This is a genomic window from Acinetobacter sp. YH01020, from assembly GCF_013420275.1.
GTDB classification, from domain to species: domain Bacteria; phylum Pseudomonadota; class Gammaproteobacteria; order Pseudomonadales; family Moraxellaceae; genus Acinetobacter; species Acinetobacter amyesii.
Genome location: NZ_VOYN01000009.1, coordinates 1 through 26,252, shown reverse-complemented (window position 1 = coordinate 26,252; position 26,252 = coordinate 1). Strand labels below are relative to the sequence as shown.

Annotated in this window: 29 protein-coding genes; 23 read left to right on the top strand and 6 right to left on the bottom strand. The window is 40.1% G+C overall.

Annotated elements, in window-relative coordinates; genetic code table 11:
• Positions 1 to 25 precede the first annotated feature (25 nt).
• The 15 genes from FTT85_RS05490 to pyrF all read left to right on the top strand — a co-directional run bounded on the left by FTT85_RS05490 (position 26) and on the right by pyrF (position 11,129).
• Positions 26 to 640, top strand: a complete 615-nt coding sequence (locus FTT85_RS05490; RefSeq protein ID WP_168378896.1) for a TetR/AcrR family transcriptional regulator — start codon at positions 26 to 28, stop codon at positions 638 to 640.
• A 9-nt stretch (positions 641 to 649) separates the two neighbouring features.
• Positions 650 to 1,207: a type II secretion system protein gene (locus FTT85_RS05485; protein WP_180183069.1), complete on the top strand. Its 558-nt coding sequence runs from the start codon at positions 650 to 652 to the stop codon at positions 1,205 to 1,207.
• Entirely contained in the window at positions 1,197 to 1,589 is a 393-nt protein-coding gene (gene gspI / locus FTT85_RS05480; protein WP_078188947.1) for a type II secretion system minor pseudopilin GspI, read from the top strand. The genes FTT85_RS05485 and gspI overlap by 11 nt, the downstream gene beginning before the upstream one ends.
• A 46-nt stretch (positions 1,590 to 1,635) precedes the next feature.
• The gene (gene gspJ, locus FTT85_RS05475; RefSeq protein WP_180183098.1) at positions 1,636 to 2,265 is read left to right on the top strand and encodes a type II secretion system minor pseudopilin GspJ; all 630 of its coding nucleotides are present in this window, start codon (positions 1,636 to 1,638) and stop codon (positions 2,263 to 2,265) included.
• Positions 2,266 to 2,304: 39 nt separating this feature from the next.
• On the top strand, positions 2,305 to 3,252 hold the full coding sequence (gspK, locus tag FTT85_RS05470; protein WP_180183068.1) for a type II secretion system minor pseudopilin GspK: 948 nt from the start codon (positions 2,305 to 2,307) through the stop codon (positions 3,250 to 3,252).
• A gap of 130 nt (positions 3,253 to 3,382) precedes the next feature.
• Entirely contained in the window at positions 3,383 to 3,979 is a 597-nt protein-coding gene (locus tag FTT85_RS05465; protein WP_180007335.1) for a 6-carboxytetrahydropterin synthase, read from the top strand.
• 36 nt (positions 3,980 to 4,015) lie between these two features.
• Positions 4,016 to 4,729 (top strand): uracil-DNA glycosylase, encoded by a 714-nt coding sequence (ung, locus tag FTT85_RS05460; RefSeq protein WP_180007388.1) that lies wholly within the window; start codon positions 4,016 to 4,018, stop codon positions 4,727 to 4,729.
• Positions 4,726 to 5,850: an enoyl-CoA hydratase/isomerase family protein gene (locus FTT85_RS05455; RefSeq protein WP_180183067.1), complete on the top strand. Its 1,125-nt coding sequence runs from the start codon at positions 4,726 to 4,728 to the stop codon at positions 5,848 to 5,850. Before ung ends, FTT85_RS05455 begins: the two co-directional genes overlap by 4 nt.
• A 3-nt stretch (positions 5,851 to 5,853) precedes the next feature.
• Complete coding sequence (gene tadA, locus FTT85_RS05450) at positions 5,854 to 6,405, top strand: tRNA adenosine(34) deaminase TadA (protein WP_078193658.1); 552 nt, start codon at positions 5,854 to 5,856, stop codon at positions 6,403 to 6,405.
• 26 nt (positions 6,406 to 6,431) lie between these two features.
• The gene (locus FTT85_RS05445; protein ID WP_180183066.1) at positions 6,432 to 6,863 is read left to right on the top strand and encodes an SRPBCC family protein; all 432 of its coding nucleotides are present in this window, start codon (positions 6,432 to 6,434) and stop codon (positions 6,861 to 6,863) included.
• A gap of 17 nt (positions 6,864 to 6,880) precedes the next feature.
• Complete coding sequence (gene cmk / locus FTT85_RS05440) at positions 6,881 to 7,564, top strand: (d)CMP kinase (RefSeq protein ID WP_180022534.1); 684 nt, start codon at positions 6,881 to 6,883, stop codon at positions 7,562 to 7,564.
• Between the two features lie 107 nt (positions 7,565 to 7,671).
• Positions 7,672 to 9,351, top strand: a complete 1,680-nt coding sequence (gene rpsA, locus FTT85_RS05435) for a 30S ribosomal protein S1 (protein ID WP_168378903.1) — start codon at positions 7,672 to 7,674, stop codon at positions 9,349 to 9,351.
• Between the two features lie 162 nt (positions 9,352 to 9,513).
• A complete protein-coding gene (locus FTT85_RS05430) occupies positions 9,514 to 9,816 on the top strand; it encodes an integration host factor subunit beta (RefSeq protein ID WP_067767464.1) in 303 nt (100 codons plus the stop codon).
• A gap of 24 nt (positions 9,817 to 9,840) precedes the next feature.
• Positions 9,841 to 10,206: a lipopolysaccharide assembly protein LapA domain-containing protein gene (locus FTT85_RS05425; RefSeq protein ID WP_180183065.1), complete on the top strand. Its 366-nt coding sequence runs from the start codon at positions 9,841 to 9,843 to the stop codon at positions 10,204 to 10,206.
• Positions 10,207 to 10,448: 242 nt separating this feature from the next.
• Positions 10,449 to 11,129: an orotidine-5'-phosphate decarboxylase gene (gene pyrF, locus FTT85_RS05420; RefSeq protein ID WP_180183064.1), complete on the top strand. Its 681-nt coding sequence runs from the start codon at positions 10,449 to 10,451 to the stop codon at positions 11,127 to 11,129.
• Positions 11,130 to 11,209: 80 nt separating this feature from the next.
• On the opposite strand, the gene FTT85_RS05415 is transcribed toward pyrF, so the two are convergent.
• Together FTT85_RS05415 and FTT85_RS05410 are read right to left on the bottom strand one after the other, a co-directional pair.
• A complete protein-coding gene (locus tag FTT85_RS05415; protein WP_180183063.1) occupies positions 11,210 to 12,118 on the bottom strand; it encodes a lysine exporter LysO family protein in 909 nt (302 codons plus the stop codon).
• Between the two features lie 48 nt (positions 12,119 to 12,166).
• Positions 12,167 to 13,696, bottom strand: a complete 1,530-nt coding sequence (locus FTT85_RS05410; RefSeq protein WP_180183097.1) for an NAD(P)/FAD-dependent oxidoreductase — start codon at positions 13,694 to 13,696, stop codon at positions 12,167 to 12,169.
• A gap of 157 nt (positions 13,697 to 13,853) precedes the next feature.
• Between FTT85_RS05410 and FTT85_RS05405 the strand changes: the two genes are divergently transcribed.
• Together FTT85_RS05405 and zapE are read left to right on the top strand one after the other, a co-directional pair.
• Positions 13,854 to 14,861, top strand: coding sequence for an AraC family transcriptional regulator (locus FTT85_RS05405; RefSeq protein ID WP_111885051.1), 1,008 nt, complete (start codon positions 13,854 to 13,856; stop codon positions 14,859 to 14,861).
• An 84-nt stretch (positions 14,862 to 14,945) separates the two neighbouring features.
• The gene (gene zapE / locus FTT85_RS05400) at positions 14,946 to 16,097 is read left to right on the top strand and encodes a cell division protein ZapE (RefSeq protein WP_111885050.1); all 1,152 of its coding nucleotides are present in this window, start codon (positions 14,946 to 14,948) and stop codon (positions 16,095 to 16,097) included.
• A gap of 160 nt (positions 16,098 to 16,257) precedes the next feature.
• Here the strand turns inward: zapE and FTT85_RS18540 are convergent, their stop codons facing one another.
• Positions 16,258 to 16,401, bottom strand: a complete 144-nt coding sequence (locus tag FTT85_RS18540) for a hypothetical protein (RefSeq protein ID WP_218955435.1) — start codon at positions 16,399 to 16,401, stop codon at positions 16,258 to 16,260.
• A gap of 219 nt (positions 16,402 to 16,620) precedes the next feature.
• Here FTT85_RS18540 and FTT85_RS05395 point away from each other — a divergent pair, with 219 nt between their 5' ends.
• From FTT85_RS05395 to FTT85_RS05385, 3 genes are all read left to right on the top strand, one after another.
• Positions 16,621 to 18,783: a malate synthase G gene (locus FTT85_RS05395; RefSeq protein WP_180183062.1), complete on the top strand. Its 2,163-nt coding sequence runs from the start codon at positions 16,621 to 16,623 to the stop codon at positions 18,781 to 18,783.
• Positions 18,784 to 18,871: 88 nt separating this feature from the next.
• Positions 18,872 to 19,348, top strand: coding sequence for a hypothetical protein (locus tag FTT85_RS05390; protein WP_180183061.1), 477 nt, complete (start codon positions 18,872 to 18,874; stop codon positions 19,346 to 19,348).
• A gap of 111 nt (positions 19,349 to 19,459) precedes the next feature.
• Complete coding sequence (locus FTT85_RS05385; RefSeq protein WP_180183060.1) at positions 19,460 to 20,902, top strand: aldehyde dehydrogenase family protein; 1,443 nt, start codon at positions 19,460 to 19,462, stop codon at positions 20,900 to 20,902.
• 76 nt (positions 20,903 to 20,978) lie between these two features.
• Here the strand turns inward: FTT85_RS05385 and FTT85_RS05380 are convergent, their stop codons facing one another.
• Positions 20,979 to 21,965 (bottom strand): hypothetical protein, encoded by a 987-nt coding sequence (locus FTT85_RS05380; RefSeq protein ID WP_180183059.1) that lies wholly within the window; start codon positions 21,963 to 21,965, stop codon positions 20,979 to 20,981.
• Between the two features lie 38 nt (positions 21,966 to 22,003).
• Between FTT85_RS05380 and FTT85_RS05375 the strand changes: the two genes are divergently transcribed.
• Positions 22,004 to 22,663 carry an SOS response-associated peptidase family protein gene (locus tag FTT85_RS05375; protein WP_180183058.1) on the top strand — a complete coding sequence of 220 codons (660 nt, stop codon included), beginning with the start codon at positions 22,004 to 22,006 and terminating at the stop codon, positions 22,661 to 22,663.
• Between the two features lie 20 nt (positions 22,664 to 22,683).
• Here FTT85_RS05375 and FTT85_RS05370 read toward each other — a convergent pair whose 3' ends face one another.
• On the bottom strand, positions 22,684 to 23,148 hold the full coding sequence (locus tag FTT85_RS05370; RefSeq protein ID WP_180003047.1) for a MarR family winged helix-turn-helix transcriptional regulator: 465 nt from the start codon (positions 23,146 to 23,148) through the stop codon (positions 22,684 to 22,686).
• A gap of 616 nt (positions 23,149 to 23,764) precedes the next feature.
• Between FTT85_RS05370 and FTT85_RS05365 the strand changes: the two genes are divergently transcribed.
• Complete coding sequence (locus tag FTT85_RS05365; RefSeq protein WP_180110638.1) at positions 23,765 to 25,285, top strand: transporter associated domain-containing protein; 1,521 nt, start codon at positions 23,765 to 23,767, stop codon at positions 25,283 to 25,285.
• 380 nt (positions 25,286 to 25,665) lie between these two features.
• Positions 25,666 to 26,073, top strand: a complete 408-nt coding sequence (locus FTT85_RS05360) for a hypothetical protein (protein WP_180183057.1) — start codon at positions 25,666 to 25,668, stop codon at positions 26,071 to 26,073.
• Here the strand turns inward: FTT85_RS05360 and FTT85_RS05355 are convergent.
• Positions 26,070 to 26,252: transposase (locus FTT85_RS05355; RefSeq protein WP_180183056.1), on the bottom strand; the 183-nt coding region annotated here is incomplete at its 5' end. The genes FTT85_RS05360 and FTT85_RS05355 overlap by 4 nt on opposite strands.

Here is a 26,252-nt window from a genome sequence, read left to right as displayed (position 1 = left end):
AAGAGTAAGAGAGTATAGGGTGAAGATGGATCGTCAAGCTCAGTTTAGAGCAAGAGAGGCATTAATTTTCCAAGTGGCAGAGCAGCTGCTATTGGAAAATGGCGAAGCAGGGATGACACTAGATGCGCTAGCGGCAGAACTCGACTTGGCAAAAGGGACGTTATATAAACATTTTCAAAGTAAAGATGAACTATATATGTTGCTCATTATTCGTAATGAACGCATGTTATTGGAAATGATTAAAGACACCGATAAAGCTTTTCCTGAACACCTTGCTTTCTTTATGTTGCATCACTTACATCACCCAGAACGTACTGTGTTGTTTCACCAAATTGAAGAGCGTTTATCGACAACGGGTGTGGGTATTCAGCACTTGTTTAGTGAACTATATCAGGTACGCAAACAGCGTCTAAGATTGATCATCCGTATGACTGAGCGTTATTTGGAGTCGATTCAAAGTAGCATGCCAGTACGTGATTATCTTGCTTCGATTTGGTCACTTACACATGGCGCTGCAGCAATTTTGAATTCAAGTTTTTATCAGCGTTATTTGGGTTCAAGAGACACCTTGCGGGTTGCTTATATTGATCAAGCCTTGGCCTTACCAAAACAAGTGCATGCGGTTGCTCAGTTCGCTTAAAGGCTGCTTATGAAAATAGCATCACTATCATCGGTTCGTGGCTTCACCCTCGTAGAATTGATGGTGGTGATTGTGATTATGGGCATCATGGCCTCATTGGTGCTTTTGAATATCGGTGGAACAGATCAACGCAAAGCCATGCAAGCACGCGAAGTGTTTGTGATGGATCTGAAACGAATTTTACGCGATGCAAATGATCAAGCTTTGATATTGGCCTTACAGCAAAACGCTGGAACGGATGTCAACACGCAAAGCTATGCGGTACAAGAATATTTACCAGAACAAAAACGTGTAGAAAATAGTATTTTAAATCAGAATAATAAATGGCAAAACTATAAAGATTTTGAAACCCGAGTATTACCTGAAAATGTCTCTTTTACGATTCAGCCTTTAGATCAGCAGTATCCAAATGCCAATAATGATGATTTGTTAAATACCAATGCACCCAAGTTGATTTGGTTGGGCAATGGTGAGGTAAAGCCTGTGCGTATACAGTTTTATTTTGAAGAACGTCCCATTGGTAATGAAATCGAAATCGATCATTTAGGGAAAGTTAATGCGGGCTAAAGGGTTTACGCTACTTGAAGTCATGGTGGCATTGGCGATTTTTGCGACTGCGGCAATGGCTTTGTCTAATGTTGCGATGCAATATACACAGTCGACAGCACACGCAATTTTAAGAAATAAAGCACAATTTGTCGCGTTGAATGAAATCGCTAAGATGGAAATCAATCGTGAATGGATGACGGGTACTGCATCTAAACAAGTCACTGAACAAGGCGAACAATGGCAAATTGACAAAAAAGCCCAAGCCACCATTAGTCCAAATGTACAACGGATTGATATCCAAGTGAGTTTGATGAATGCTGAAACAGGCGATGTTGAAGCAGGGATTAGCAGTTTGGTGTTCTTTAACTATAAGGCTCCGTTGGATGAAAATAATAACTAGAAAAAAACGTACATCTCAAGATATGCCTGTGCTTGTACAGCAAGGAATGAAGAATCAAGCAGGATTTACCTTAGTTGAGCTTTTGGTTGCGATTGCTATTTTCGCAGTGCTGTCTGCTTTGGGTTGGAAGGTTTTTGATTATGTCTCGAAAGTGAAGGAACGAAACGCAACCCATGAGGCAAGGCTGAGTCAGTTGCAAGATGCCCATCAGCAAATTCTCAGAGACACAGTACAAGCTGTGCCCTTAACTGCCAATATTAATGGAGATATTCAACCAGCGTTAGTATTGCAAAATGGCCGATTTAATTTCAGTAAGACAGGTGTCACTGATCCATTAAATCAGGGCATTGCACCTGACGAGCGAGTGGAATATCAATACAAAGCTGATGAAAAAAAATTGTATCGGCTAAAATTTAAAAATCTCAACCAAACGGGGCATGATCAGCCAGATTCGAGTGTTTTACTGGATAATATTGAACAATATAAAATCACGGTACTCAATCCAAGTGAGTTGGACAGTTGGCCAGATTCAGCTGCAGATATGAATAATGAAAAAACCATACAACTGTTACCACGCGGCATTAGGATGCAACTCACAGTCGATGGGACAGACTATGAATGGCTATTCAGTTTGTTAAATACTGATTTTTTATTGGATAAAAATAAGAATGGTTAACGGTCAGGTTGTGGGGTCATTTGAAGTTCGGAGTTGCGTATGAAACAGCAACGCGGCATCGCTTTGTTAACTATCCTGATGATGGTAGCTTTGGCAACCATAGTTGCAGCAGGCATCGCAAAACAACAAGCCAATACTTCTGAAAATACCGCTTATGTGATGCGCCAAAATCAGTCGTTGTTATATGCGAAAAGTGCCGAAGCATTTTTTGCTGAACTTTTGGTGAATGATGCCGAAAATGCAGGGCAGGTGGATCACCTCCAAGAAAATTGGGCTCAGCCTATGCCAGCCTTTCCAGTGGAAGGTGGAACTGTTGCAGGTGTGCTCCAAGACGAATCTGGAAAATTTAACCTTAATAGCTTGGTTTCAGAAGAGGGTGTGGTAAATGACAAAGCAAAGCTATGGTTTGAAAAAATATTGCAGCGTGTTGGTTTACCCGCAGAATTAAGTCAAGCCGTGATTGATTGGCAAGATGAAGATGATGAGACCTCTGGCCCGATGGGAGCAGAGCTGGCGTACTATCGTGGTTTAAATAATGCGGCACTACCGCCAAATGCAAAATTCCATAGTGTGGAAGAACTGAAATCAGTCCGTGGTTTTGAAGGTGCTCAATATAAACTGATTGCGCCCTATGTGAGTAGCTTGCCCTCGCATGAAACAACGGTAAACATTAATACCGCTCCTGCATTTTTGTTAGCGACTATGGATGATCGTTTAGATGTCAATGCCGTTGAGCAAGCTTTGCAACAAAAAGCTGCCAAATTTGAACATTTCGAAAATATCAATGATTTATGGGCAATGGAGCCATTTGCACAGGTGAGCACAGAAAATCGGGAAGTTTTAAATTCACAATTGGGTGTGCAGTCGAACTATTTTAAAGCGCAAATTGAAATTATTTTAAATGAAAGAAAGCGTCAATTTACCAGTGAGTTAGTGCGAAAAGATAAAGATGTATATGTGGCTTTTCGCAGTATGGCGCCATTTTAGGTCTTAAATATCGCTAAATTTTCATGATGCCTTTTCCCAATTGTGCTGAACAGCAAAATTAATGCCTCTTGTTAGACTTTTGCATTATAATCTCTGAGAACCCATAGATTATTTGATTGCATTACGACATATGTTAATTCGTAAGTTATTTAAGTTTGAAAACGCGCATATCGTGCGTAATTGCACGTCAGACCGTTGCAAACGTTCCATTCATGGACACAGTTATAAAGTCGAATTATTGCTCAAAGCGTCGAAACTTGACCATGGACAAATGGTTTACGATTTCGGTTTGCTCAAAGGGGTAATTAAAGACTTATTTGACAGTTTTGATCACGCGATTTGTTTTTGGCAACATGATGATGCCGAGTACATTCGTGCCTGCAAACAGTTCAGCGCACGTTGGGTTCAACTACCCGTATCGCCTTCAGCAGAACAGTTTTCACGGATCTTCTTTTACTTGGCACAACAAGTTCTAAAATCAACAGAAACTCAAAATGGTGAGGGTGATGTTGAAGTGTATTCTGTGATCGTACATGAGACGGACACAGGCTATGCGCAAAGCTTTTTAGAAGATATCGACAACGCACAAATGGGGCTGTTGCAGTTAGATCAAATCGTCTTTTCCGAACAGGTTCAGTCGGAATGGAACGATCCCCAGATGTATGAAAAATTAAAACAGGGTCAAAAATTTTTAAACCCTGCAGTTGATTTACAAGTTAAAATTTAAGTAAATATTTGGTTTTATTAGGATTAGTTAACAGTGATGTCTTTAACAGAAGAGCAACAAGCAAAACTCGCTAAAGTGCAGCTTGATGCTAGCTGGAAATATGGCCTAAGTGAGTTTCTGCTTAGCCCCCGCATGGATGAGTTAAAAGACTTTCTGCTACAACAAATCAAACAGGATAAAGTGATTTATCCACCGAATCCGCTGATTTTTAATGCCTTAAACACGACGCCTATGGCGAATGTAAAGGTGGTGATTTTAGGCCAAGACCCGTATCATGGGCCAAATCAGGCACATGGCTTGAGTTTTTCGGTACAAAAGGGGGTTGCATTACCACCTTCTTTACGTAATATTTTCCATGAGTTAAATACCGACCTTGGGGTGCCTGTGTCAAAACATGGGGACTTAACACGCTGGGCAGAACAAGGTGTTTTGCTTTTAAATGCGGTACTGACTGTTGAGGCTGGGCAACCAACTTCACATCAAAAACGTGGCTGGGAGGATTTTACAGACCATGTGATTGATGTTTTAAATGAGCAACGTGAGCATATTGTCTTTATTTTATGGGGGGCATATGCACAGCGTAAGGGACAACGCATTGACCAAAATAAGCACTTGGTGCTAAAAGCCGCGCATCCATCTCCTTTGGCTGCAAACCGCGGTGGTTTTTTTGGTTGTAAGGTGTTCTCAAAAAGTAATAATTATCTTAAACAAAATGGCATTGAGCCAATAGACTGGCAGCTGGACGCATGACTTATTCTCCCGTTTCAAAAAATTATCACCCAGATCTGATTGTGGAAGAAGCGAAAAAGGGCTGGCGCATTGTTCGCCTGAATCGCCCAAAATCGCTTCATGCATTAGATGAATCTATCTGTACAGCATTGCTTGAAGTCTTTCAGGACTTTCAACATGATGATGCTGTTAAAGCGATTTGGTTGGATTCCACTACGCCGAAAGCATTTTGTGCAGGTGGCGATGTACGCAAATTGCGACAATTGGTGGTCAATGATGAAGTTGAAACGGCGAATAAATTCTTTGAACAAGAATATGCCCTAGATTTGCTGCTGCATAACTATGCAAAGCCGATTTTGGTTTGGGGCGAAGGTTATGTCATGGGTGGTGGTTTAGGTCTATTTATGGCCGCACCTTTCCGTTTGGTGACACCTTATTCGCGTTTAGCAATGCCTGAAATTAATATCGGTTTGTATCCAGATGTAGGTGCGACGCGTTTCCTAGCTGACCGTGGTGCTATTGGTTTGTTTACGGGATTAACAGGCTCGATTATGACCGCAGCAGGTGCTTATGGTATCGGCTGGGCAACCCACATTTGCGATGCACAGCGTGATAACGTACTTGAAACTGTCATCAATATTGATTGGGATCATTATCCAGCGGGCGATTTCCGTGCCATTGATGACACTTTAAATAGTATGCATCGTCCTGTGGGGCCGGGCCCATTACAAAATTCATTAGATGTGATTCAGAGTGTGTGCCGTGGGCACAATTTTGAACATGACTATGAATCAATTATTGGTTTAAGCGATGCACGCAGTGATTGGCTACGCCAAGCCAGTGAAAATCTGCAAAAAGGTTCACCTGCAACCGCAGCATTAACATGGTTATTGTGGCAGTGGGGGAAAAAAGTGCATTCTTGGAATGAAGTGTTTGAACTAGAAACTCAAATTTCAGAGTGGAAAATTCGTCATGCGGACTTTGTGGAAGGTGTGCGTGCACGTCTTGTTGATAAAGATCTCTCCCCAGAGTGGAAAAAAGGTACAGACCTTTCCCTTAAAGGGATTTTGGCTGACGATCCTCCTGTAACCAATATTGACAGTTGGAATGCACTGTTAAGACAGTATGGTGTAATTTATTAATTGATGTCTGAACAAAACTTATATAGTGATGAACACTGGATGCAGCTTGCTTTCGAGCAAGCTGCGCAAGCTGCCGAATTGCAAGAAATTCCTGTAGGTGCAGTGATTGTGAGTCAAAATCAAGTCATAGGTGCAGGGTTTAATGCACCTATTTCTTTGAAAGATCCCACCGCGCATGCGGAAGTACAAGCTTTGCGTCAAGCTTGTTTAAATATCGATAATTACCGTTTACCCGATGATGCAACCTTATATGTAACATTGGAGCCATGCACAATGTGTGTGGGTGCTTTGGTACATTCGAGAATTAAACGTGTGGTATTTGCGACGACTGAGCCTAAAGCAGGTTCTTTGGTCAGTTCGCGTCAATTATTAAATTCAGGCTACTATAACCATATCTTTGAGTTTGAGCATGGTTGCCTACAAGCGCAATGCTCCCAACAATTAAGTGATTTTTTTAAAATGCGTCGTGAACAAAAACGACTGATGAAGTTACAGGAAAAAGCCACTTTGACTGAACTTAATTTAAAAAATCAAGTAAACTCTACTGACAATTAATATTGTCAAATAAAATAGGGTACACCATGAAATCCATTCAAGTAAAAAAAGAATTTAATGCACCGGTCGAGCAAGTTTTTGACTTACTTTCAAAACATTCGACCTACAACGTGGCTTTTGCGCCGATTCAAGTGGTGCGTGTTAAAGATTCAGTAGATCCTGAGCGTCCTGATGGTGTGGGTTCTGTGCGCCGTATGGGCTTTGGGCCAGTGAAACCGTTACAAGAGCAAATTACCTTACTTGAGCCAAACCAACGTATTGAATATAAAATTATTAAAAACCCATTGGTGAAACATCATTTGGGTGTGATTCAATTCGAAGCGATCGATGCTGCGCGTACTTTAGTCACTTATACGATTGAATTACAGGCGCGTGCGCCATTCGTTAGTCAATTAATCCTTGCGCAACTGAAGTCAGCGATTAAAATTGGTTTTTCAAAACTTGCAAAAACCGTATAAACAAAAGTGGAAGAGCAATGACAGTTCAAATCATTACAATTGATGGCCCAAGTGGCTCAGGTAAAGGAACATTGGCAGCAAAAATTGCGGCACATTATCAGTTCCACTTACTCGATTCAGGTGCGTTATATCGTCTGTTGGGATTGTCATTGCATAAGCAAGACTTAATTGATGCATTAGACTCAAAGCTCGATGAGTGCGTAAAAATTGCAACAAATTTAGACATACAATTTGTGACAAATGAAACAGGTGTTTCAGTGCTTTTAGACGGTGAAGATGTCTCAAAAGTTATCCGTACAGAGAGAGTCGGAGAGTATGCCTCAAAAGTTGCTGCAATTCCTGTACTTAGAACTGCGCTTTTAGAACGTCAGCATGCCTTTGCCCAAGCACCTGGTTTGGTTGCAGATGGCCGTGATATGGCAACAACGATTTTTCCAAATGCCCAAGCCAAGATTTATTTAACGGCTTCTGCTCAGTCCCGTGCGGAGCGCCGTGTAAATCAGTTGCAGGCTATGGGCGTGGATGTTAAAATAAACGACATTTTAGCTAATATCGAAGCGCGTGATAAGCGAGATATGGAACGCACAGTCGCTCCACTCAAGCCTGCGCCAGATGCTTATTTCATTGATAGTTCAACTTTGAGTATTGATGAAGTATTTACGCTGATGACGAATTACATCGATCAGCAATTAGCAAACTAAAGAATTTTCAGCAGAAGCATAGCTTGATCAGTCTTATACGGACTATGTAGACGCTTAATTAAACCGGCCTTGTCTGATCCAAGACCGCTGACTTTACTAGGTATATCATGACCGAATCTTTTGCAGCCCTCTTTGAAGAAAGCGAATTAAACCTCAACGTTGAAAAGGGTGCTGTCATCCAAGGCGTTGTAGTAAATATCGACTCTGACTGGGTAACAGTTGACACTGGCCTTAAATCAGAAGGTATTGTTGACCGCGCTGAATTCTTAAATGAACAACGTGAACTTGAAGTTCAAGTTGGCGACACTGTTGACGTAGTTGTTGAAGCTCTTGACAACGGTATGGGTCAAACAGTTTTATCACGTGAAAAAGCGAAACGTGCTGAAACTTGGACTAAACTTGAAAAAATCTTTGAAGACGGCGAAATCGTTACTGGTGTTATCTCTGGTAAGGTTAAAGGCGGTTTCACTGTTGACATCGGTCCAGTTCGTGCGTTCCTTCCAGGTTCTTTAGTTGATACTCGTCCTATTCGTGATACTACTCACTTAGAAGGTAAAGAGTTAGAATTTAAAGTAATCAAACTTGATGCTAAACGTAACAACGTTGTTGTATCTCGTCGTGCTGTTATGGAAGCTGAATCTTCAGCTGACCGTGAAGCTCTTCTTGCTCAGCTTGAAGAAGGTCAAACAGTTACTGGTACTATTAAAAATCTTACTGACTACGGCGCGTTCGTTGACCTTGGCGGTATTGATGGTCTTCTTCACATCACTGACATGGCTTGGAAACGTATCAAGCACCCTTCAGAAGTTGTTGAAGTTGGTCAAGAAGTTACTGTTAAAGTACTTAAATTCGACCGCGAACGTAACCGCGTATCTTTAGGCCTTAAACAATTAGGCGAAGATCCATGGTTAGCGATCATGAACCGTTACCCTAAAGGTTCTATCGTTAAAGCTCGTGTAACTAACTTAACTGACTACGGTTGCTTCGCTGAAATCGCTGAAGGCGTTGAAGGCTTAGTACACGTTTCAGAAATGGACCACACTAACAAAAACATCCACCCATCTAAAGTTGTTCAGATCGGTGACGAAGTTGACGTTATGGTTCTTGAAGTTGATGAAGAGCGTCGTCGTATTTCTCTTGGTATCAAACAAACTCGTGCTAACCCATGGGAAGAGTTTGCTAAAGAACACGACAAAGGTGAAAAAGTTTCAGGTACGATCAAGTCAATCACTGACTTCGGTATCTTCATCGGTTTACCAGGCGGTATCGATGGTCTAGTTCACTTGTCTGACATTTCTTGGAACGAACAAGGCGAAGAAGCTATCCGTCGTTACAAGAAAGGTGACACAGTTGAAGCGGTTATCCTTTCAGTAGACGCTGAAGGCAACCGTATCAGCCTTGGCATCAAACAAATGAACAGCGATCCGTTCAACGATTTCTTAGCTGCTAACGAACGCGGTGCGCTTGTTAAAGGTACTGTAACTGCAGTTGACGCTAAAGGCGCTACTGTTAAGTTAGCTGACGAAGTTGAAGCGACTCTTAAAGCATCTGAAATCAACCGCGACCGCGTTGAAGATGCAACTAAGTTCCTTGAAGTTGGTCAAGAAGTTGAAGCTAAAATCATCAACGTAGACCGTAAATCACGTTCTATCAACTTGTCTATCAAAGCGAAAGACGAAGCTGAAGAAAAAGAAGCGGTAGCTAACTTGAACAAGACAGCTACAGCATCTTCAGACAATGGTCCTAAGACTATTGGTGATTTGATCAAAGCTCAAATGAACCACTAAGTAAGTGTTTGAATTGTATTATTAATGTAAATTAATTAATATTTTTTACACAATTACTGTAACGGTAGCGTAGTAAGTGATTATTACGCTACCGTTTTGTATTTAAACAGGTTATTATCAGGAAACTGATCCTAGGTAGCTTGATAATTAAAGAGGTCGCAGATGACTACTGAAGCACTTAATAAGTCTGACTTAATAGAGCGTATTTCTCTTAAAAACCCACACTTAGCTGAACCCTTAGTGGAAGAGGCCGTTAAGATAATGATCGATCAAATGATCGAAGCGTTATCTACAGACAACCGAATTGAAATCCGTGGTTTTGGTAGTTTTGCATTACATCACCGTGAACCACGTGTGGGTCGTAACCCAAAAACAGGTAAATCAGTAGAAGTTGCAGCAAAAGCTGTACCGCACTTTAAACCTGGTAAAGCTTTACGTGATGCGGTAAACGAATCTGCAAACTAATTCAAAACATTGTTAGGGGTGTTTATGCGTTACGTATTGGTCGTAATTTTACTGGTTCTATTTGGATACTCATTGGCTTTGGTTCTGCAAAACGGAACTGAACTTTCAGTCGATTTGTTATTTACACAAGTGCCTGCAATGCGTTTAGGGCTTTTATTGCTATTAACCTTGTCTTTAGGTTTGGTTTTAGGTCTTTTATTGGCAGTGCAAGTATTCCGAGTATTTCAAAATAACTGGGAAATTAAACGTCTACGTAAAGATATTGAGCGCCTACGTAAAGAGCAAATTCAAACTGCTCAACTGGCTGCTGCTGAAGCGGTTGCACATACGCGTCATGAAAAGACAGTTTTAGATATTGATGCGAATGAGCGTCCTTCTAACCCGTTATAATTGGGTTTTTGAAGTAAATTCACTACTTTTATGAGTAGATTTAATTTTTTATATTTAACACTCTGGTGAGATCATCGGAGTGTTTTTTTATGGGCTGAAAAAATAAAACGCTTATCTCAAATAAAATAATGAGATAGCTCAATTCAAATTAATCATTTCAAATAACATGAGTTTTATGACTTTCTGATCAAGTTGAATCCATCTATAATGCACTAATTTTGTCAAAATGAAGGGTAAGTCTCTTGAGTATCATCGTTGCACTAGATGCTAAAAGCCAATATGACGCACTTACAATTGCAGAGCAGTTAGATCCTGCATTATGTCGAGTTAAGGTTGGTAAAGAGTTATTTACCCATGAGGGTCCAAGTGTCGTTAAGGCATTGCATGATAAAGGTTTTGAAGTATTTCTAGATCTAAAATTCCACGATATTCCAAACACTACAGCGCAAGCAGTTTGTGCAGCTGCGGATATGGGTGTGTGGATGGTGAATGTTCATGCTTCAGGTGGTCGTAAAATGATGGAAACCTGTGTTGAGCGTTTAAAGACGGGTAACTATAACACTCAGCTGATTGCAGTAACGGTATTAACCTCGATGGGCCGTGAAGATCTTGCGGATTTAGGTTTAGATGTTGAACCCTTTGAACATGTGAAACGTCTTGCGATTTTAACGAAAGAAAGTGGTTTAGATGGTGTAGTGTGTTCGGCACAAGAAGCAAAAATGCTGCGTGAGACTTTGGGTGCTGAGTTTGCTTTAGTGACACCGGGTATCCGTCCAGCAGGTTCTGCTGCTGATGATCAAAAACGAATTGTGACACCTAAACAAGCCATGCTTGATGGTTCTACACATTTGGTGATTGGCCGTCCAATTACTAAATCGGAGAATATGCGTCAGACTTTAAAAGATATTTTGGCGACTTTGTAAGAATCCCACCCGACCTCCCTTTGAAAAAGGGAGGAGAAAGTCCCTCTTTTTTAAAGAGGGATTTAGGGAGATTAAAATCGTTAAAGCACCGCCAATATACTCACCAATATAGGTGCAAGTATAGAAAGGATAAAGCCGCTGACCATGGCATGTGGAATAAAATCATTGCCACAGGCTTGTTTGACCATAGGTAGGGTGACATCCATGGCTGTTGCACCCGCAGATGAAATTGCAGAGCGTGGGTAACGCCAGCCAATAATATACATAAACACAATCGCAAAAATTTCTCTGAATAAATCATTCATCAGCGCGATACTGCCGAGATGTGCATTTTTTAATTCTGTCACGACGATGCCTGTCATCGAATAGAAACCGTAGCCTTGTGACAGCATGATCAAATCTTTCAAACTGATTTGTGGCAATAGATAGGCAGCAGCAAAAGCGCCCAAAAGTGAACCGACGATACAACCGAGTGGAACAAGTAGAATTTTCCAATTTAACCAAGAACGATCGAGCGGTGAGTAGGCGAAATCAAGCCCAATCAGAAACATGAAGACTAAAAGTAGATCCCATGTACTCATATGTGGCTGAAGACTAAAATGTGCTGCCATTTCAGCAAATACATAACCTAAACCCAATGCAATAAAAGCATAGCTAATATTGATGAGTGAGCTTGTCACTAACTGCATGGACACTTTGCCATGACTAGGTTTGTAGCCTAAAAGCTTAAACAAAATATAGCAGCAAATAAAAGCACCCATTGAGGTCAATAGTGCAATAAGTACTGATGAAGAGAGGATTTGCAGAGGTGCTGGAATAGTGTGTAATGTTTCAGAAAATTCGATCGCAATCGCAAATAACAAAATATAAGTAAAGTACGGCAGGAGTTTAAAGGCGATTTTTTCAAGCCAAGTGGGTAGGCGACGTGCAAGAATAAAACCAAGCCCTAAACAGGCCAAGAGCTGGAAAATCAGCCAGAAAGATTGCATAAAAAATAGGCAGATAATGAATACCTGCCTATTATGACCTGTTATTGCTTAAGCTGCATGACTAGATTTTGTTTTACTTAGGAGTCGAAAATCAGCTGGATTTATTTTTCGAGTAGCGAGCCAATATTTCCATGTATAAGTTGGCCACAGTGCAAAATTTTTACCGCCATTTTGTTGATACCAGCTCACGCAGCCTGATTGCCATACCGTGCCATCAAGCATGTCTTGTACATGAGTGTTAAATTGATCTTGCACCTGATCTTTGACAGCGATGGCTTGAACATTAGATTTTGAAACCAATTGCATCATTTGTAAGATGTAATCGACTTGTGCCTCAATCATAAATACCACTGAATTATGCGCAAGTACGGTATTGGGGCCTAATAATTGGAACAGATTTGGAAAGCCTTTGGTGCAAATGCCATAAAAACTTTCTGCGCCAGCTTGCCAAACTTGTTTGAGTTCTTGAGCATTTTCACCAATACATTCAAAGGATTTGAGATAAATACGTGGGTCAGTAATAAAGCCAGTCCCATAGACTAAGCAGTCAATTTCACGGGATTTTCCATCTTTGGTAATAATGGCATTTTCAGTGATTTCTTGTATTGCATCACTGACCAATTCCACATTAGGTCTATTAAAGGTTGGAAAGTATTTATTAGAAATTAAAATGCGTTTACAACCCATGATGTAGTTTGGGGTTAGTTTCTTGGCGAGTTCAGCATCTTTGACTTGGTATTTAATATACAGTTCAGCCAGTTTTTGCGCATACTTCATGGTGGTCGGCTTAACAATTGGCACGACACGTGATTCGTTGGTCCAATACAGTCGAGCACGGTGAATTTTTCGAAACCAATCATATTTTTTAAATAATGATTTTTCTAAACCATGATAACTACGTTCATCTCGTGGAATGACCCAAGCCGCTGTACGCTGAAAAACATAAAGTTGCTGTGTTTGTGGTGCAATTTCTGGAATGTATTGGATGGCACTGCCGCCTGTACCAATCGATGCGACTTTTTTGCCTGCTAATGGATATTGATGATCCCATTGAGAAGAATGGAACACTTTACCCTTAAATTTTTCAATGCCTAGAATATGTGGAATTTGTGGGACATGTAACGGGCCAGATGCAAAAATCACATATTGAGCGGTAATTTTAACGCCATCTTTGAGTTCTAAATGCCAGTCGCAGGTTGATTCATTGTATTGGCTTGAAAGCACTTCACTGTTAAAGCGACAGAATTGTTTTAAATTATATTCACGGGTGACATGTTGGATATAGTCAAATATTTCCGGCGCTTCGGCGTAACGCTTTGACCAATCTGTTTTGGGTGCAAAAGAAAGTGAATACATATGTGATTGCACATCGCAGGCAGCGCCAGGGTAGCGGTTTTCACGCCAGGTTCCACCAAAATCATTGGCTTTTTCGAGGATCAGAAAATCTTGATTGCCTTGTTGTAAAAGTCGTATCGCCATAGCAATACCACCAAAACCACCGCCGATGATGGCGATTTGTGTATGTATTTCAGAATTGGCTTTTGGGGTTTGCACTGTTTTTGTTTGCGCTTCCTGCATCATTTTTTTAATTCCAAGCGAGATTACAGGCTAAGCATACTTGAGTTCATAACCAGAACAATATGATTGAGGTGACAGAAAAATTGATCGAAACGGCAATGTTCATAATTGCAAATTTGTAGTAAAAAAGAAGAAATTTAATGTCATTTTACGATTTATGAAACGATCTATTCTAAGCCTGATGTATTTAGTACAAGGAATGCGTAAAGCAGGCGTAGATGTCGATCAACGTTTGCAAACTATTGGGCTGCGTGTCGATGCACTCGATCCAACTTCAGTGATTCATCCGAGTTTGGAGTGGGATGTACTGAAAGTCATTGGTAAAGATGTAGAACCTGAGCAAGGGTTATTTATTGGTCAGCATTATACATTGGCGGGTTATGGCCCGTTGCTGATGTTATTGGTCACCAGTGATACTTTACGCCAAGCTTTAAATCAGGGAATTCGCTTTCAACAGTTGACGCATCTAACTGGGCGTTTGAGTTTGCAAATCAGTCAGCATAAAGTGGCCTTATGTTATCAACCCCAAGATGTGTATGCACCACTGGGTGCATTATTGGCGCAGTCGGAAATTTCTGGAACGTATAAATTTATCCGTGATCTGTACAAAATGATGGGTCTATCTACACCGCAAGTTCAAATTGATTTGCCGTTTGCTGAACCCAAAGATCCTGAAAAATTAAAAATGTTTACTGATTATTATGGCTCACAAGTTCGATTTGGTGCGCCATTTGCGGCATTTTGGTTTGATGAAGATGTTTTAGATATTCGGATCCCTTCCGCAGATATTATTACTTTTCGATTATATGAGTCGAAATGTATTGCGGAGTTAGAACGTTTAAGCGCCGATGAAGATGCGCCATCATTGGTTCAACGTGTGCAAGATTACTTGGAATTACAAAGTGGTGCGATGCCAAGTATGGCAGCAACTGCTCAAGCGTTGAACTTGCCTGAAAGAACTTTGCGTCATCAACTGCAACAGTTAAATACCAGTTATAAGCAAATTCGTGAAGATATTATTAAAGATAAAGCACTCCGTATGATTGAATATAATGAATATTCAATTGAAATGATTGCAGAATTGCTCGGCTATTCAGAACCTGCGGCGTTTAATCATGCGTTTAAACGTTGGTTTGGGCATAGTCCGAGACAATATAATAAATAGCCAATGCGCTTTACTGCCAAAGTGTTATATCTTCGAGTTTATTCTTCGTTATAATTCATTTAGCCCCAAAAAGTATTTAATGATATGTCAGATTTTCAGTCACCACACAACACCGCATTTACTCCGATTTCACCGGCTGAGCGTTATGCTCAAGCCTTAGCATCTGGTCAGTTTTTACCAGATCAGGAACAGGCGCAAGCGGTGCATGAGTTGGATCGAGTTTGGCAAGAATTAATCCAACGTTTTAAGGCTTCTAAAAAAGCGTTTCGTCGTTTCCGTCGTCAAACTGCACCGAAAGGGGTGTATATGTGGGGCGGTGTAGGACGTGGTAAAACGTGGCTGATGGATCAGTTTTATGATTCTGTGCCATTTCGACGCAAAACACGTATGCATTTCCATCACTTTATGCAGTACGTACACCGTGAATTAAATAAGCTTTCAGGTCAGCGTAATCCACTCGACCTTGTTGCCGACCAAATTTATAAAGAAGCAGTCGTGATCTGCTTTGATGAATTCTTTGTATCCAATGTCACAGATGCGATGATTTTGAGTGATCTATTCCAAAAATTATTTACGCGTGGGATCACCCTTGTTGCAACATCTAACATCGCACCAGATGGTTTGTATAAAAACGGGATCCACCGTGACCGTTTTATCCCAACCATCGAAATGGTAAAAAAGAACTGTGTGATTTTAAATGTAGACTCAGGCGTAGACTATCGTTTACGTGTATTGAAACAAGCGCAGTTGTTTAAGTCACCTTTAACACATGAACATAAGTTGTGGATGGCACAGCGTTTTACAGCATTAACGCAAACCCAAACAGTTTCACAAGAGCCAATTATTATTAATCAGCGTATTGTGGAAACCATTGGTCATACGGAAGATGTACTGTGGTGTGAATATTCTGAACTTTGCCTAAAACCACGTAGCCCAGCGGACTTTATTGAAATTGCCAATATTTATAATACGGTCTTGGTGAGTAATGTGCCGCACATGACGGATTATTTGTCTGAAGGGACTCGTCGTTTTATCTATCTAGTTGATGAGTTTTATGACCGTGGTGTGAAGTTGTTGCTTACTTCAGAAGATACGATTATTGAATTATATCAAGGTGAAAAATTGGCATTTGAAATTGAGCGTACACGTTCGCGCTTATTGGAAATGCAATCTGATGATTATCTACATACCTCTCACCGTCAAATCAATGCACCAGAATCTACAGCAGAAAATTAAGCGTTTCTGTTGGAATGAAAAAAGAACGTCTTGATGGCGTTCTTTTTTTGATTTTTAGTTTTAGATTACATGCATAGATAAGAAAAAGTATAGATCGAACAATCGACTTTAAAAGCGAGGTCGGAAGATAAAAGCATCATTTAATAAGAAGAAGGGTTGTTTAATAATTCACCGATAAAAGCGTTAAATTTAAACTGATTGGTTGAAGTTGTAGCATCGACAACGGCAGCAATTCATGGCTTAATCGAGTGAGTTTGTTTGACGCTTGGGTCTGTTTGTTCAGTTTTAGAACAAAATTCTGCACTTAAGTCTAATTTCGACATTTCAAAAACTTTATACACTGTAAAAAGGTATTCAGGCTGATGATGACGTCGTATTTCTGATCTTATTATGTTGAATGATGAGGGTATTTCATTACATAGAAAATGATCATTATTTAGGAATGTGATAGTACTATTCAGCAAAGTATAAATGGGTATACTAGAATCTCTTGTTATAAAAAATAGCAATATCAGGAAAGACAATGACTGCACGTATTCAAAAAGGCAAGTTAGCGATTGCTAAAGAACTTTACGATTTCATCGAAAATGAAGCACTACCGGGTTCAGGTTTAGACAGTGAAACTTACTGGAAAAACTTTGAACAAGTCGTTGTCGATCTTAGCCCAAAGAACAAAGCACTATTGGCTAAGCGTGACGACATTCAAGCTAAAATTGATGAATGGCACCGCAACAACAAATTTGAACTCGAAGCTTACAAAGCTTTCCTTACTGAAATTGGCTACTTATTACCAGAAGTAGAAGATTTCCAAATCAGCACAGAAAATGTAGACGAAGAAATCGCATTATTGGCTGGTGCGCAATTGGTAGTACCTGTGCGTAATGCACGTTACTGCTTAAACGCTGCGAACGCACGTTGGGGTTCACTCTACGATGCTCTTTACGGTTTTGACGTGATCTCTGAAGAAGGCGGCGCGGAAAAAGGTAAGGGCTATAACCCAGCTCGTGGCGCAAAAGTTATCGAATTTGCTAAAAACTTCTTAAATGAAACTTTCCCGCTAGCTAATGGTTCGCATGCAGATGCAACTAAATATGCGGTAGAAGGCAAAAAGTTAGTTGTAAGCCTAAAAGACGGTTCAACTGCAACTTTAGCGAAAGAAGCTCAGTTTGTTGGTTTTAATGGTGACGAAGCTGCACCAACTGAAATCGTACTTTTAAACAATGGCTTACATGTAATCATTGAAGTTGATGCGACGAGCCCAATTGGTTCAACAGATGCTGCTGGCGTTAAAGATTTAGTACTTGAAGCTGCGGTAACGACCATTCAAGACTTGGAAGACTCAATTGCTGCAGTTGATGCTGAAGAGAAAGTTGAAGGCTACCGTAACTGGTTAGGCTTAATGAAAGGTACACTTTCTGAGTCTATCGAGAAAAATGGTAAAACTGTTACTCGTACATTAAATAAAGACCGTACGCACAAAAACTTGATCGGTGGTGAAACTACACTTCACGGTCGTTCATTGATGTTGCTTCGTAACGTAGGTCATTTGATGACAAACCCTGCGATCCTTGTAGATGGTGCTGAAATATACGAAGGCATAATGGATGCATTGATTACACCGTTATTGACGTTTGCAGACATCAAAGGCGAAAACGAAAACAAGAACTCTCGTAAAGGTTCTATGTACATCGTGAAGCCAAAAATGCACGGTCCAGAAGAAGTGGCATTTGCAGTTGAACTATTTGAACGTTCAGAGCGAGCGCTTGGTTTACCTGCGAAGACTTTGAAAATCGGTATCATGGACGAAGAACGTCGTACTTCTGTGAACTTGAAAAACTGTATCGCGCAAGCGAAAGATCGTACGATCTTCATTAATACAGGTTTCATGGACCGTACGGGTGATGAAATTCATACTTTCATGGAAGCAGGCCCATTCGTTCGTAAAGGCGAAGTGAAATCTCAAATCTGGTTCCCAGCGTATGAAAACCGTAACGTGATGATCGGTCTACAAGCAGGCTTACGTGGTAAAGCGCAAATCGGTAAAGGCATGTGGCCAAAACCAGATATGTTGCTTGATATGTATAAAACGAAAATTGAGCATCCAGAAGCTGGCGCAAGCTGTGCATGGGTTCCGTCTCCATCTGGCGCTGTTATTCACGCGATTCACTACCATCAGTGCAATGTTTCTGAGCGTCAAAAAGAGTTGTTGAATACTCAACCGCTATCTTTAGATGACTTGTTAACGCCGCCTTTAGCGACAGATACAAACTGGTCTGAAGAAGAGAAAACCAAAGAACTCGAAAATAACCTTCAAGGTATCTTGGGTTATGTGGTTCGTTGGGTTGATTTGGGTGTAGGTTGTTCAAAAGTTCTAGACATCAACAATGTTGGTTTGATGGAAGACCGTGCAACTTTACGTATTTCTTCTCAACACGTTGCGAACTGGTTACGTCACGGTATCGTAACTGCTGAGCAGGTTGAAGAAGTATTTAAGCGCATGGCGAAAGTTGTGGATGAGCAAAATGCCAACGATCCACTTTACACGCCAATGGCACCAAGCTTTGATGGTTATGCATACAAAGCTGCTTATGACTTAGTATTCAAAGGTGGCGAGCAGCCTTCTGGTTATACAGAGCCGCTTCTTCATGCTTACCGTTTAAAATTAAAAGGTTATACAGGTGACTAATCTGTAAATCAAAAAAAGCCTCTTCGGAGGCTTTTTTTATTGCTTGAGAAAGTTAGAATGTCGACATAAAAAATGAAAAGGAAACTCCATGTATTTATGGAATGTAAATCGGTTGGTGGATGATATAAGACTGAATAAAGTCTCTGAAACCCATTATAAAAACTACTATATTGCCAGCTCAATATTGATTTTCTTTAGCTACTTAGCACTGACGTTAACCCCAGAATCCAAACCTACAGAAGCTTGGGCTTCGTTTGTTTTACAAGTTGGTCTGCTGATTAGCTGGGTGAATGCCATATTTAAAGCCAATGGCGGCGAGCAAGGCCGAGATTTTTTAAAGCGCTTTATTGCATTGTATCTGCCGGTGACGATTCAGAGTTTAGTCCTCTTTATTGCCATCGGCATTGTCATCGAAGGGCTGTTACCCATGTTGACCGTTAACATGGAGGAGGCTGCGCTTGAGCAACTCACCACAGTTAAAGATCTGAGTTTTGAAGTCGTCATTAGCTGTTATATTTATTGGCGCATCTATAAAGCGATGCAGCAGATTAATCATCCTGTTTAGGTTGCAGCGCTGTACGAAAAATTATTGATAAAGTTTCTTCCTGTTTTTCTCATAGCTTTTCGATGCTGAAGTCTTTACATTGGAATGAATGATAAAAATGGGATGGAAACGATGTCAGCTTATACCGCATTAGATTTGCAATATATTGGTGGACAGTGGAGAGCAGGGACTTCAACGCGCCACATCAAGAATATCAATCCCTTTAGCCAAGCAGAGATTTTTGAATTGCAGGCAGCCAGCAGTGTCGATGTAGACAGTGCTTATAGTGCGGCAGAAGCTGCCTTTAAATCAGAAATGACTAAGTCCATTGAAGTACGTCAGCAAGTTATCAGCAAATTAGCTCAAACCATTCAGCAGCGCAGAGAAGAAATTATTCAATGGCTGATAGATGAATCTGGTAGTACACGTTTAAAAGCCAATATTGAAGTTGATGCAGCGGTTGGCATTATCCAAGAATCGCTGAGTTTTCCTAAAAAAATGCAAACCGTGGAGCTAGAGAGTAAAGACCCGAGTCGAAAGAGTTTTGTATTGCGCAAACCTTTGGGTGTCATTGCGGTGATTAGCCCGTGGAATTTTCCATTTCATTTATCGATGCGTTCTGTGGTGACTGCGATTGCCTGCGGTAATAGTGTGGTGTTGAAGCCTGCAAGTGACACGCCAGTGACAGGTGGAACGTTGCTCGGAAAATTATTTGAAGAAGCGGGCTTGCCGCATGGCGTGTTAAATGTCGTTGCAGGCAGTGGCAGTGAAATTGGCGACTATTTTGTAGAGCATCCTGTGCCTAAAATGATTTCATTTACAGGTTCAACTGAAGTGGGTCAGCAGGTCGGGGTGAAAGCACTAGGAAGTTCACGGATTAAGCGTTTAGCGCTAGAACTTGGCGGTAATGCGCCTTTAGTGATTTTAGATGATGCCGATTTAGATTTAGCCGTTGAACTGACCGTGATGGGGCGTTTTTTGCATCAAGGACAAATCTGCATGAGTACCAATCGAGTGATTGTGGATGAATCCTTGCACGATGCTTATGTTGAAAAATTGATTCAGCGGGTAAAAAGTATTGTGGTCGGTGATCCAAATGCTACTGAAACCCTCATAGGGCCTATCATCAACAAGGCGCAGGTTGATAAATTAAAAACCATTATTCAAAATGCTATTCAGCAAGATGCAATTTTAGCCTATGCAGGCGGCATTGAAGGTCAATTGGTTGCACCGCATATTTTTACCCATGTGGATGCACACGCTGATATTGCATTGGAAGAAAGCTTTGGGCCAATCTTGCCGATTTTAAAAGCGCGAGATGAAGCACATGCACTAGAATTGGCGAATTCAACCCGATTTGGTTTATCGAGTGCGGTATGTACGTCAAACTTAGCGCGCGGCGGAGAGTTTGCTGCCAAACTAGATATAGGCATGACGCATATCAATGGCATCAGTGTGGCGGATCATTCTAATGCACCCTTTGGTGGTGAACGTAATTCAGGGCTTGGTCGTTTTAATGGTGAGTGGATATTTGAGGAATTCACCCGCACCCATTGGCAAACGTTCCCTGCTTAAAATACTCAAAGTGAAGTCTGTTTAATCTTGTGTAATAGACTTCACTGCAGGTTCTGTTACGCAGGACATTTTTAGTTTATTTCCATGAAATATGCGGCAGAATATAGTCCCAAAAACGGCTCCAACGTGTTTTGTAATACAGAAAAGCGCCAATATCCTGACTTGAACAGTTATCTTGATAGTACATTTTGTGATTCATCAACAGCATAGGTTTACGCTGCAAGGCCGTCATATACAGCTTGACCTGAACCTTGTAATTGTAGATTGAATGATTAGTGGAAATAGATTCGGTTTTCATTTTTTGGATATTGTGAATATACACATCAAACTTCAAGCCATTTTTGTAATCTGTTGCCTCATGAATTGTTCGATCTGCAATTGGAATAAGCGGATTGTTATCACTAAACGCTAAATATGCGTTATGTATTTTGTTTCCTTGTTGATAATTAAACTGAAGAGCTGAATTTGCAGTAGTGAAATAGGGGAGCGCATCTTGAGGATTGATTTTAAACGTGCCTGTACAATTAGTCCTGACACGCCCTCCATCTTCGTTCAAGGTAAACCAGCCAAATTGATCTTCCAATTCCGTCGTATGGGCTTCATCTACGTCAGGAAAAATCACGCCAAACTGATCTCTTTGTCTTTGCTGATTTTGCATCAAGCGATAACTATTTTGAGCACGTTTTGCAAAACGGATTTCAGGAAACATCTCTGGAGATGTAATTTTAAAATCAGAGACATTGATCATTTCACCATCAGGCAGGATGACCAATGAAAATTGTTGTTCTTGGGTGTTGGGAAGATTTTTGACCGTCACCCAATGATGTGTACTGATCATTTGCTGATTGCGTAAATGCTTGTACTGAATGCGGTACTTGCCTGCAGGAATCTCAGTCTCATTGATTAGGTCTTGTTTAAATGGATATTCGTTGAGATAGAGCGCGTCGAGACTAAAAGGTAGAAATGAAACGGTATGTACAGAGACTTTTGCGGCATGTGCGGTTGGATACAGGCACATACTTAGAATTAAGACGATAAAGCGACTTCGGTCTAGATTTTTCATTTATTATAAAGATTGATTTTTTGCGGATTATGGCAAATATGTGTGCTAATTTCAAACCGATTACCTTATCGCAATTAAAGTCTCAAAACTTGCCTGAAATCAGCTTTGAATATCCTGAGGAAGTCTATCCAAATTATGATTTGCCGCTACTCTTTAAGTCTGAACAAGGGCTAGAGTGGCGAAAAGTGAATTTTGGCATGGTGCCTAAATGGGCCGAAGACAAATCAATTGCACTTAAAACCTATAATGCCCGAAATGAAACTTTGTATCAAAAGCCTACGTTTATTAATGCGATTTCAAAATGTAAGTTTGGCGTAATACCCGTGTCTGAATTTTATGAGTCAATGTATATCGATAATAAGCCGCAGCGTTGGAGTGTTAAGCGCAAAGATGGAGAAGCGTTTTATATAGCTGCCTTATATGACATTTGTCGGCAAGGTGATGAGATTGTACGTTCTGCAACCATGATTACGATGGATGCTATCGATCATGAAATGATGAAACACTTTCATGAGCCGGGCAATGTAAAGCGCTCGGTCATTGTGATTCCGCATGCGCGATTAGAGGAATGGCTAAGTTGGAAATCACCCAACATCCAAAGTTTTGTACAAGGTTTTCCTGTTGATGAGTTTGCATGTGCGCACGCACCCAAAATAAAAATCGAAAAAATCAGTCCCCAACTGAACTTTTTCGATTGATATTTCGGTGATGCAAATGCTTATCGAGCTAAGTTTTTAAAGATATGCTTTAAGCTTTCCATGGTTTTTTCAATTTGTAGCGGTGTTAAGCCTTCAAAAGATTGCTCTAGAACGACATTCGTTAGATCGTTAATCTTCTGCGTCATTGCAGTGCCTTTATCAGTTAATACAACCCGGGTAATACGTGCATCATCTTCACAAGAATAAGTATCTACCAAGCCTTCATCTTTTAAGCGATAAACGATCTTGGTTGTGGTCGACATTTTAGATACGACCATTTCAGATAAATCCGAAACACTCGCATGAGGTTTAGACTTGAGTGCGAGCAGGATACGACGACGTGAATTATCAACGCCATACTTTTTCAATGCATGGTCGACGTTTAAAACGTATTGAGCATGAACCTGAGTAACCCAGTAGAAAGGAAAATTTTCTAAACTAAAGTCATCGGTGGATGGTAAAAATTTTGAATACTTTTTTGTCATAAAGGAGTCCCCTGAATATTTGTTTTAATTTTATTTAATGTTTTAACATTCTATTGAAAAATAGAGGGTAATAGCAAGAGTTCACAATAAAAAAATAGAAAGTAGAAGATATCTCATTTTTAGATTATCTAAATAGATTATATTGATATTCTGTCTAAATGCTTAAAAGAAATTAAAACTAAGGTCAGGTATAGAGATAGTGTAGTGAAAATAAATAAGTTTTTAATTTGAATTGAATATTAATATTTTTTACCAAAAGGTAGAAATAAATAATTCATTAGATTTGTCATACAATCTCATACAACGTATTTAATTACATTTAATTAAAAGTCAGGTGAATTCAAGCTTTTTTAAAAGTGGAAGAGGAGATCTCAAAAAGTAGGTTTTAACATCTAGATGTGTATTTTATATCGCCCATTCGATTTGTAATACATTCAGCATTTTTAACATTTTGTCATATTGTTGATGCGAAAAAATATGCTTGAATACATTACAAATGCGCAAGATTATGCATAATGGAATGGTCTCTAGTTACACAGGTTAAATTTATGGATCCGTCGCCGTGCGTTGGTCTGCTTGAAGATATTCTTACAATCCAGAATGAGGAAGAGAGCTAATGGAATTTTTGTTAGATCCCGGAATCTGGGTTGGTTTACTTACATTAATTATTTTAGAAATTGTACTAGGGATTGATAACCTAGTCTTTATTGCCATTTTGGCAGAAAAACTCCCTCCAGAACAACGTGATAAAGCCCGCGTACTTGGTCTTTCACTCGCATTATTTATGCGATTAGGATTGTTATTTGCAATCTCTTGGTTGGTCACATTAACAAAGCCCCTGATTACCGTTTTTGATTGGACATTCTCTGGTCGAGATCTCATATTATTGTTCGGTGGATTGTTCTTAGTCTATAAGGCGGTCACAGAGCTACATGAGAAATTAGAAGGAAAACCAGAAGTTCAAGTGACAACAAAAGTGGCATATGCCAGCTTTACAGCAGTTGTTGCGCAAATTGTTGTCTTAGATGCGGTTTTCTCTTTAGACTCTGTCATTACAGCGATCGGTATGGTCGACAACATTTATGTCATGATGGCTGCAATGATTGTGGCAATGGCAGTGATGTTACTTGCATCTAAACCGCTAACGGCTTTTGTAAACCGACATCCGACCGTCGTGATCCTATGTTTAAGCTTCTTATTGCTTATCGGTATTAGTTTGATAGCAGAAGGTTTTGGTTTCCATATTCCGAAAGGCTATATCTACTCAGGTATTGGTGTTGCGATTGTCATCGAAGCCTTTAACCAGTTTAGTCAACGCAATGCTCAAAAACATGAAGCGAAAATTCCATTACGTCATCGTACTGCGGACAGTATTTTAAAACTGATGGGTGGGCGCTTAGAATCCGATCAAGTTGGTAATCAGGCGCAAGAAACCTTTGCAGACGAAGAGCGTTACATGATTGGGGGGGTGTTGACGCTTGCAGAGCGTTCAGTTGCGTCGATCATGACTCCCCGTAATCAAATTTCTTGGGTGGATTTAAATGACACACCTGAACAAATTCGTGAGCAAGTCCTTTCAGTGCCGCACAGTTTATTCCCTGTGTGTCGTGGTAGCTTGGATAAAGTGATTAGTATTGTCCGCGCGAAAGAACTTATTGATGTTCTAGACAGTGAAGATGATCTAAAAGCATTGATTAAACGTCATCGTCCAATCTTTATTTTCCAAAAGATGAAGGTGATTGATGCGATTAATACCTTGCGTACCTCAAAAGGCTCTTTGGTGCTGGTTACGGATGAGTTTGGGGCGGTACAAGGTCTGATTTCACCACTCGATGTGTTTGAAGCGATTGCTGGTGAATTCCCTGATGCAGATGAACAACTTGATTTGATTAAAATCGATGATGAACATTGGAAAGCTTCAGGCATGCTCGATCTGTATCAGTTAGAACTTGAATTGGAAATGCTGGATTTGATCGAAGAAGATGATGGTTATATCAGTGTTTCAGGTCTTATTTTAGATCAGACCCACGGCAATGTAGAAGTCGGGACTGTGGTTGATTTTAAAGGCATCCAATTTAAAGTTACGGCAATGGATGAAAACCGCATTAAAACGGTTGATATCTATTACCAAGCTTAATGCTTAAATTTTAAAAATAACTCAAAGACAGCTTTTCGAAGCTGTCTTTTTTGTATGACTAGAAAGTATAAGAAATCCTATCCAAGGAGGCTGTAATTCACTATGTTAAAACGTATTATATTTACATGATGTAACAGTCAAAAAACGCTGCAACTTTTGGGCTTTTAGAGGGCTAAAACGATTCAAAAGTAAGAAATATTGATAGGGTTGATTTTAAAAAAGCATGAGGTTAAATAGCGATTCATTTTTAACTTGGGGTTTTAATCATCATTGATGATCTATGAATAATTTTATTTCATTTAAATACCGCTTCGGAAAACTTTATAACTAGGGACTTTGAAGAAATTCAAAGTTAATCCATTAAAAAAATGGGTGTTGGTATGGCGATCACTGAGAATATCATTGATTTTTGCAAACTCACGATTGAAGAAAAACATGAGTTGTTTCAACGGCTCTGGGAGTTTGATCAATGTATTTTTCCAACTTCTAGGATTGAGCAACTTTATCAATACATGCATGACCCAGATATTGTTGCCTTACCAATCATTCAGTATTTTGAGCAGGAAAAACTGATTGGGCAAAACATTGTGCGTATATTAAAAATTATGCATAACAATCGGCCGATTTTTATTTTTAATTCACGGGCAGGGGTATTGGTTGATTATCGTCGGAAAAACCTGACCTTAAATTCGGCGATTAAAGTGGCGATGCAGCATCAGATTCGATTTCCAGCGATTCCTATGTGGTTTGTGGCTACATTGGCACAACCAAAGGTAAGTCTCCATTAAAAAGTAAACATGTATTCTTTTCCGAATAGGTTTGATACTTTCTCAACCCATTGCTCTATTTTGTCAGCTGCCATGACTTGAAAATCTCGCCAATAATATTTCATCTGCTTCCATACCATCTCGATTCGATTTAACTCAGGGCTGTAAGCTGGAATAAAATACAGATTCGTCGAAAAGTT

Bases quoted from the DNA above. Each gene is read 5' to 3' on its own strand.
- FTT85_RS05490 (WP_168378896.1), top strand. From the start codon at position 26: ATGGATCGTCAAGCTCAGTTTAGAGCAAGAGAGGCATTAATTTTCCAA.
- FTT85_RS05485 (WP_180183069.1), top strand. From the start codon at position 650: ATGAAAATAGCATCACTATCATCGGTTCGTGGCTTCACCCTCGTAGAA.
- gspI (WP_078188947.1), top strand. From the start codon at position 1,197: ATGCGGGCTAAAGGGTTTACGCTACTTGAAGTCATGGTGGCATTGGCG.
- gspJ (WP_180183098.1), top strand. From the start codon at position 1,636: ATGAAGAATCAAGCAGGATTTACCTTAGTTGAGCTTTTGGTTGCGATT.
- gspK (WP_180183068.1), top strand. From the start codon at position 2,305: ATGAAACAGCAACGCGGCATCGCTTTGTTAACTATCCTGATGATGGTA.
- FTT85_RS05465 (WP_180007335.1), top strand. From the start codon at position 3,383: ATGTTAATTCGTAAGTTATTTAAGTTTGAAAACGCGCATATCGTGCGT.
- ung (WP_180007388.1), top strand. From the start codon at position 4,016: ATGTCTTTAACAGAAGAGCAACAAGCAAAACTCGCTAAAGTGCAGCTT.
- FTT85_RS05455 (WP_180183067.1), top strand. From the start codon at position 4,726: ATGACTTATTCTCCCGTTTCAAAAAATTATCACCCAGATCTGATTGTG.
- tadA (WP_078193658.1), top strand. From the start codon at position 5,854: ATGTCTGAACAAAACTTATATAGTGATGAACACTGGATGCAGCTTGCT.
- FTT85_RS05445 (WP_180183066.1), top strand. From the start codon at position 6,432: ATGAAATCCATTCAAGTAAAAAAAGAATTTAATGCACCGGTCGAGCAA.
- cmk (WP_180022534.1), top strand. From the start codon at position 6,881: ATGACAGTTCAAATCATTACAATTGATGGCCCAAGTGGCTCAGGTAAA.
- rpsA (WP_168378903.1), top strand. From the start codon at position 7,672: ATGACCGAATCTTTTGCAGCCCTCTTTGAAGAAAGCGAATTAAACCTC.
- FTT85_RS05430 (WP_067767464.1), top strand. From the start codon at position 9,514: ATGACTACTGAAGCACTTAATAAGTCTGACTTAATAGAGCGTATTTCT.
- FTT85_RS05425 (WP_180183065.1), top strand. From the start codon at position 9,841: ATGCGTTACGTATTGGTCGTAATTTTACTGGTTCTATTTGGATACTCA.
- FTT85_RS05415 (WP_180183063.1), bottom strand. From the start codon at position 12,118: ATGCAATCTTTCTGGCTGATTTTCCAGCTCTTGGCCTGTTTAGGGCTT.
- FTT85_RS05410 (WP_180183097.1), bottom strand. From the start codon at position 13,696: ATGCAGGAAGCGCAAACAAAAACAGTGCAAACCCCAAAAGCCAATTCT.
- FTT85_RS05405 (WP_111885051.1), top strand. From the start codon at position 13,854: ATGAAACGATCTATTCTAAGCCTGATGTATTTAGTACAAGGAATGCGT.
- zapE (WP_111885050.1), top strand. From the start codon at position 14,946: ATGTCAGATTTTCAGTCACCACACAACACCGCATTTACTCCGATTTCA.
- FTT85_RS05395 (WP_180183062.1), top strand. From the start codon at position 16,621: ATGACTGCACGTATTCAAAAAGGCAAGTTAGCGATTGCTAAAGAACTT.
- FTT85_RS05390 (WP_180183061.1), top strand. From the start codon at position 18,872: ATGTATTTATGGAATGTAAATCGGTTGGTGGATGATATAAGACTGAAT.
- FTT85_RS05385 (WP_180183060.1), top strand. From the start codon at position 19,460: ATGTCAGCTTATACCGCATTAGATTTGCAATATATTGGTGGACAGTGG.
- FTT85_RS05380 (WP_180183059.1), bottom strand. From the start codon at position 21,965: ATGAAAAATCTAGACCGAAGTCGCTTTATCGTCTTAATTCTAAGTATG.
- FTT85_RS05375 (WP_180183058.1), top strand. From the start codon at position 22,004: ATGTGTGCTAATTTCAAACCGATTACCTTATCGCAATTAAAGTCTCAA.
- FTT85_RS05370 (WP_180003047.1), bottom strand. From the start codon at position 23,148: ATGACAAAAAAGTATTCAAAATTTTTACCATCCACCGATGACTTTAGT.
- FTT85_RS05365 (WP_180110638.1), top strand. From the start codon at position 23,765: ATGGAATTTTTGTTAGATCCCGGAATCTGGGTTGGTTTACTTACATTA.
- FTT85_RS05360 (WP_180183057.1), top strand. From the start codon at position 25,666: ATGGCGATCACTGAGAATATCATTGATTTTTGCAAACTCACGATTGAA.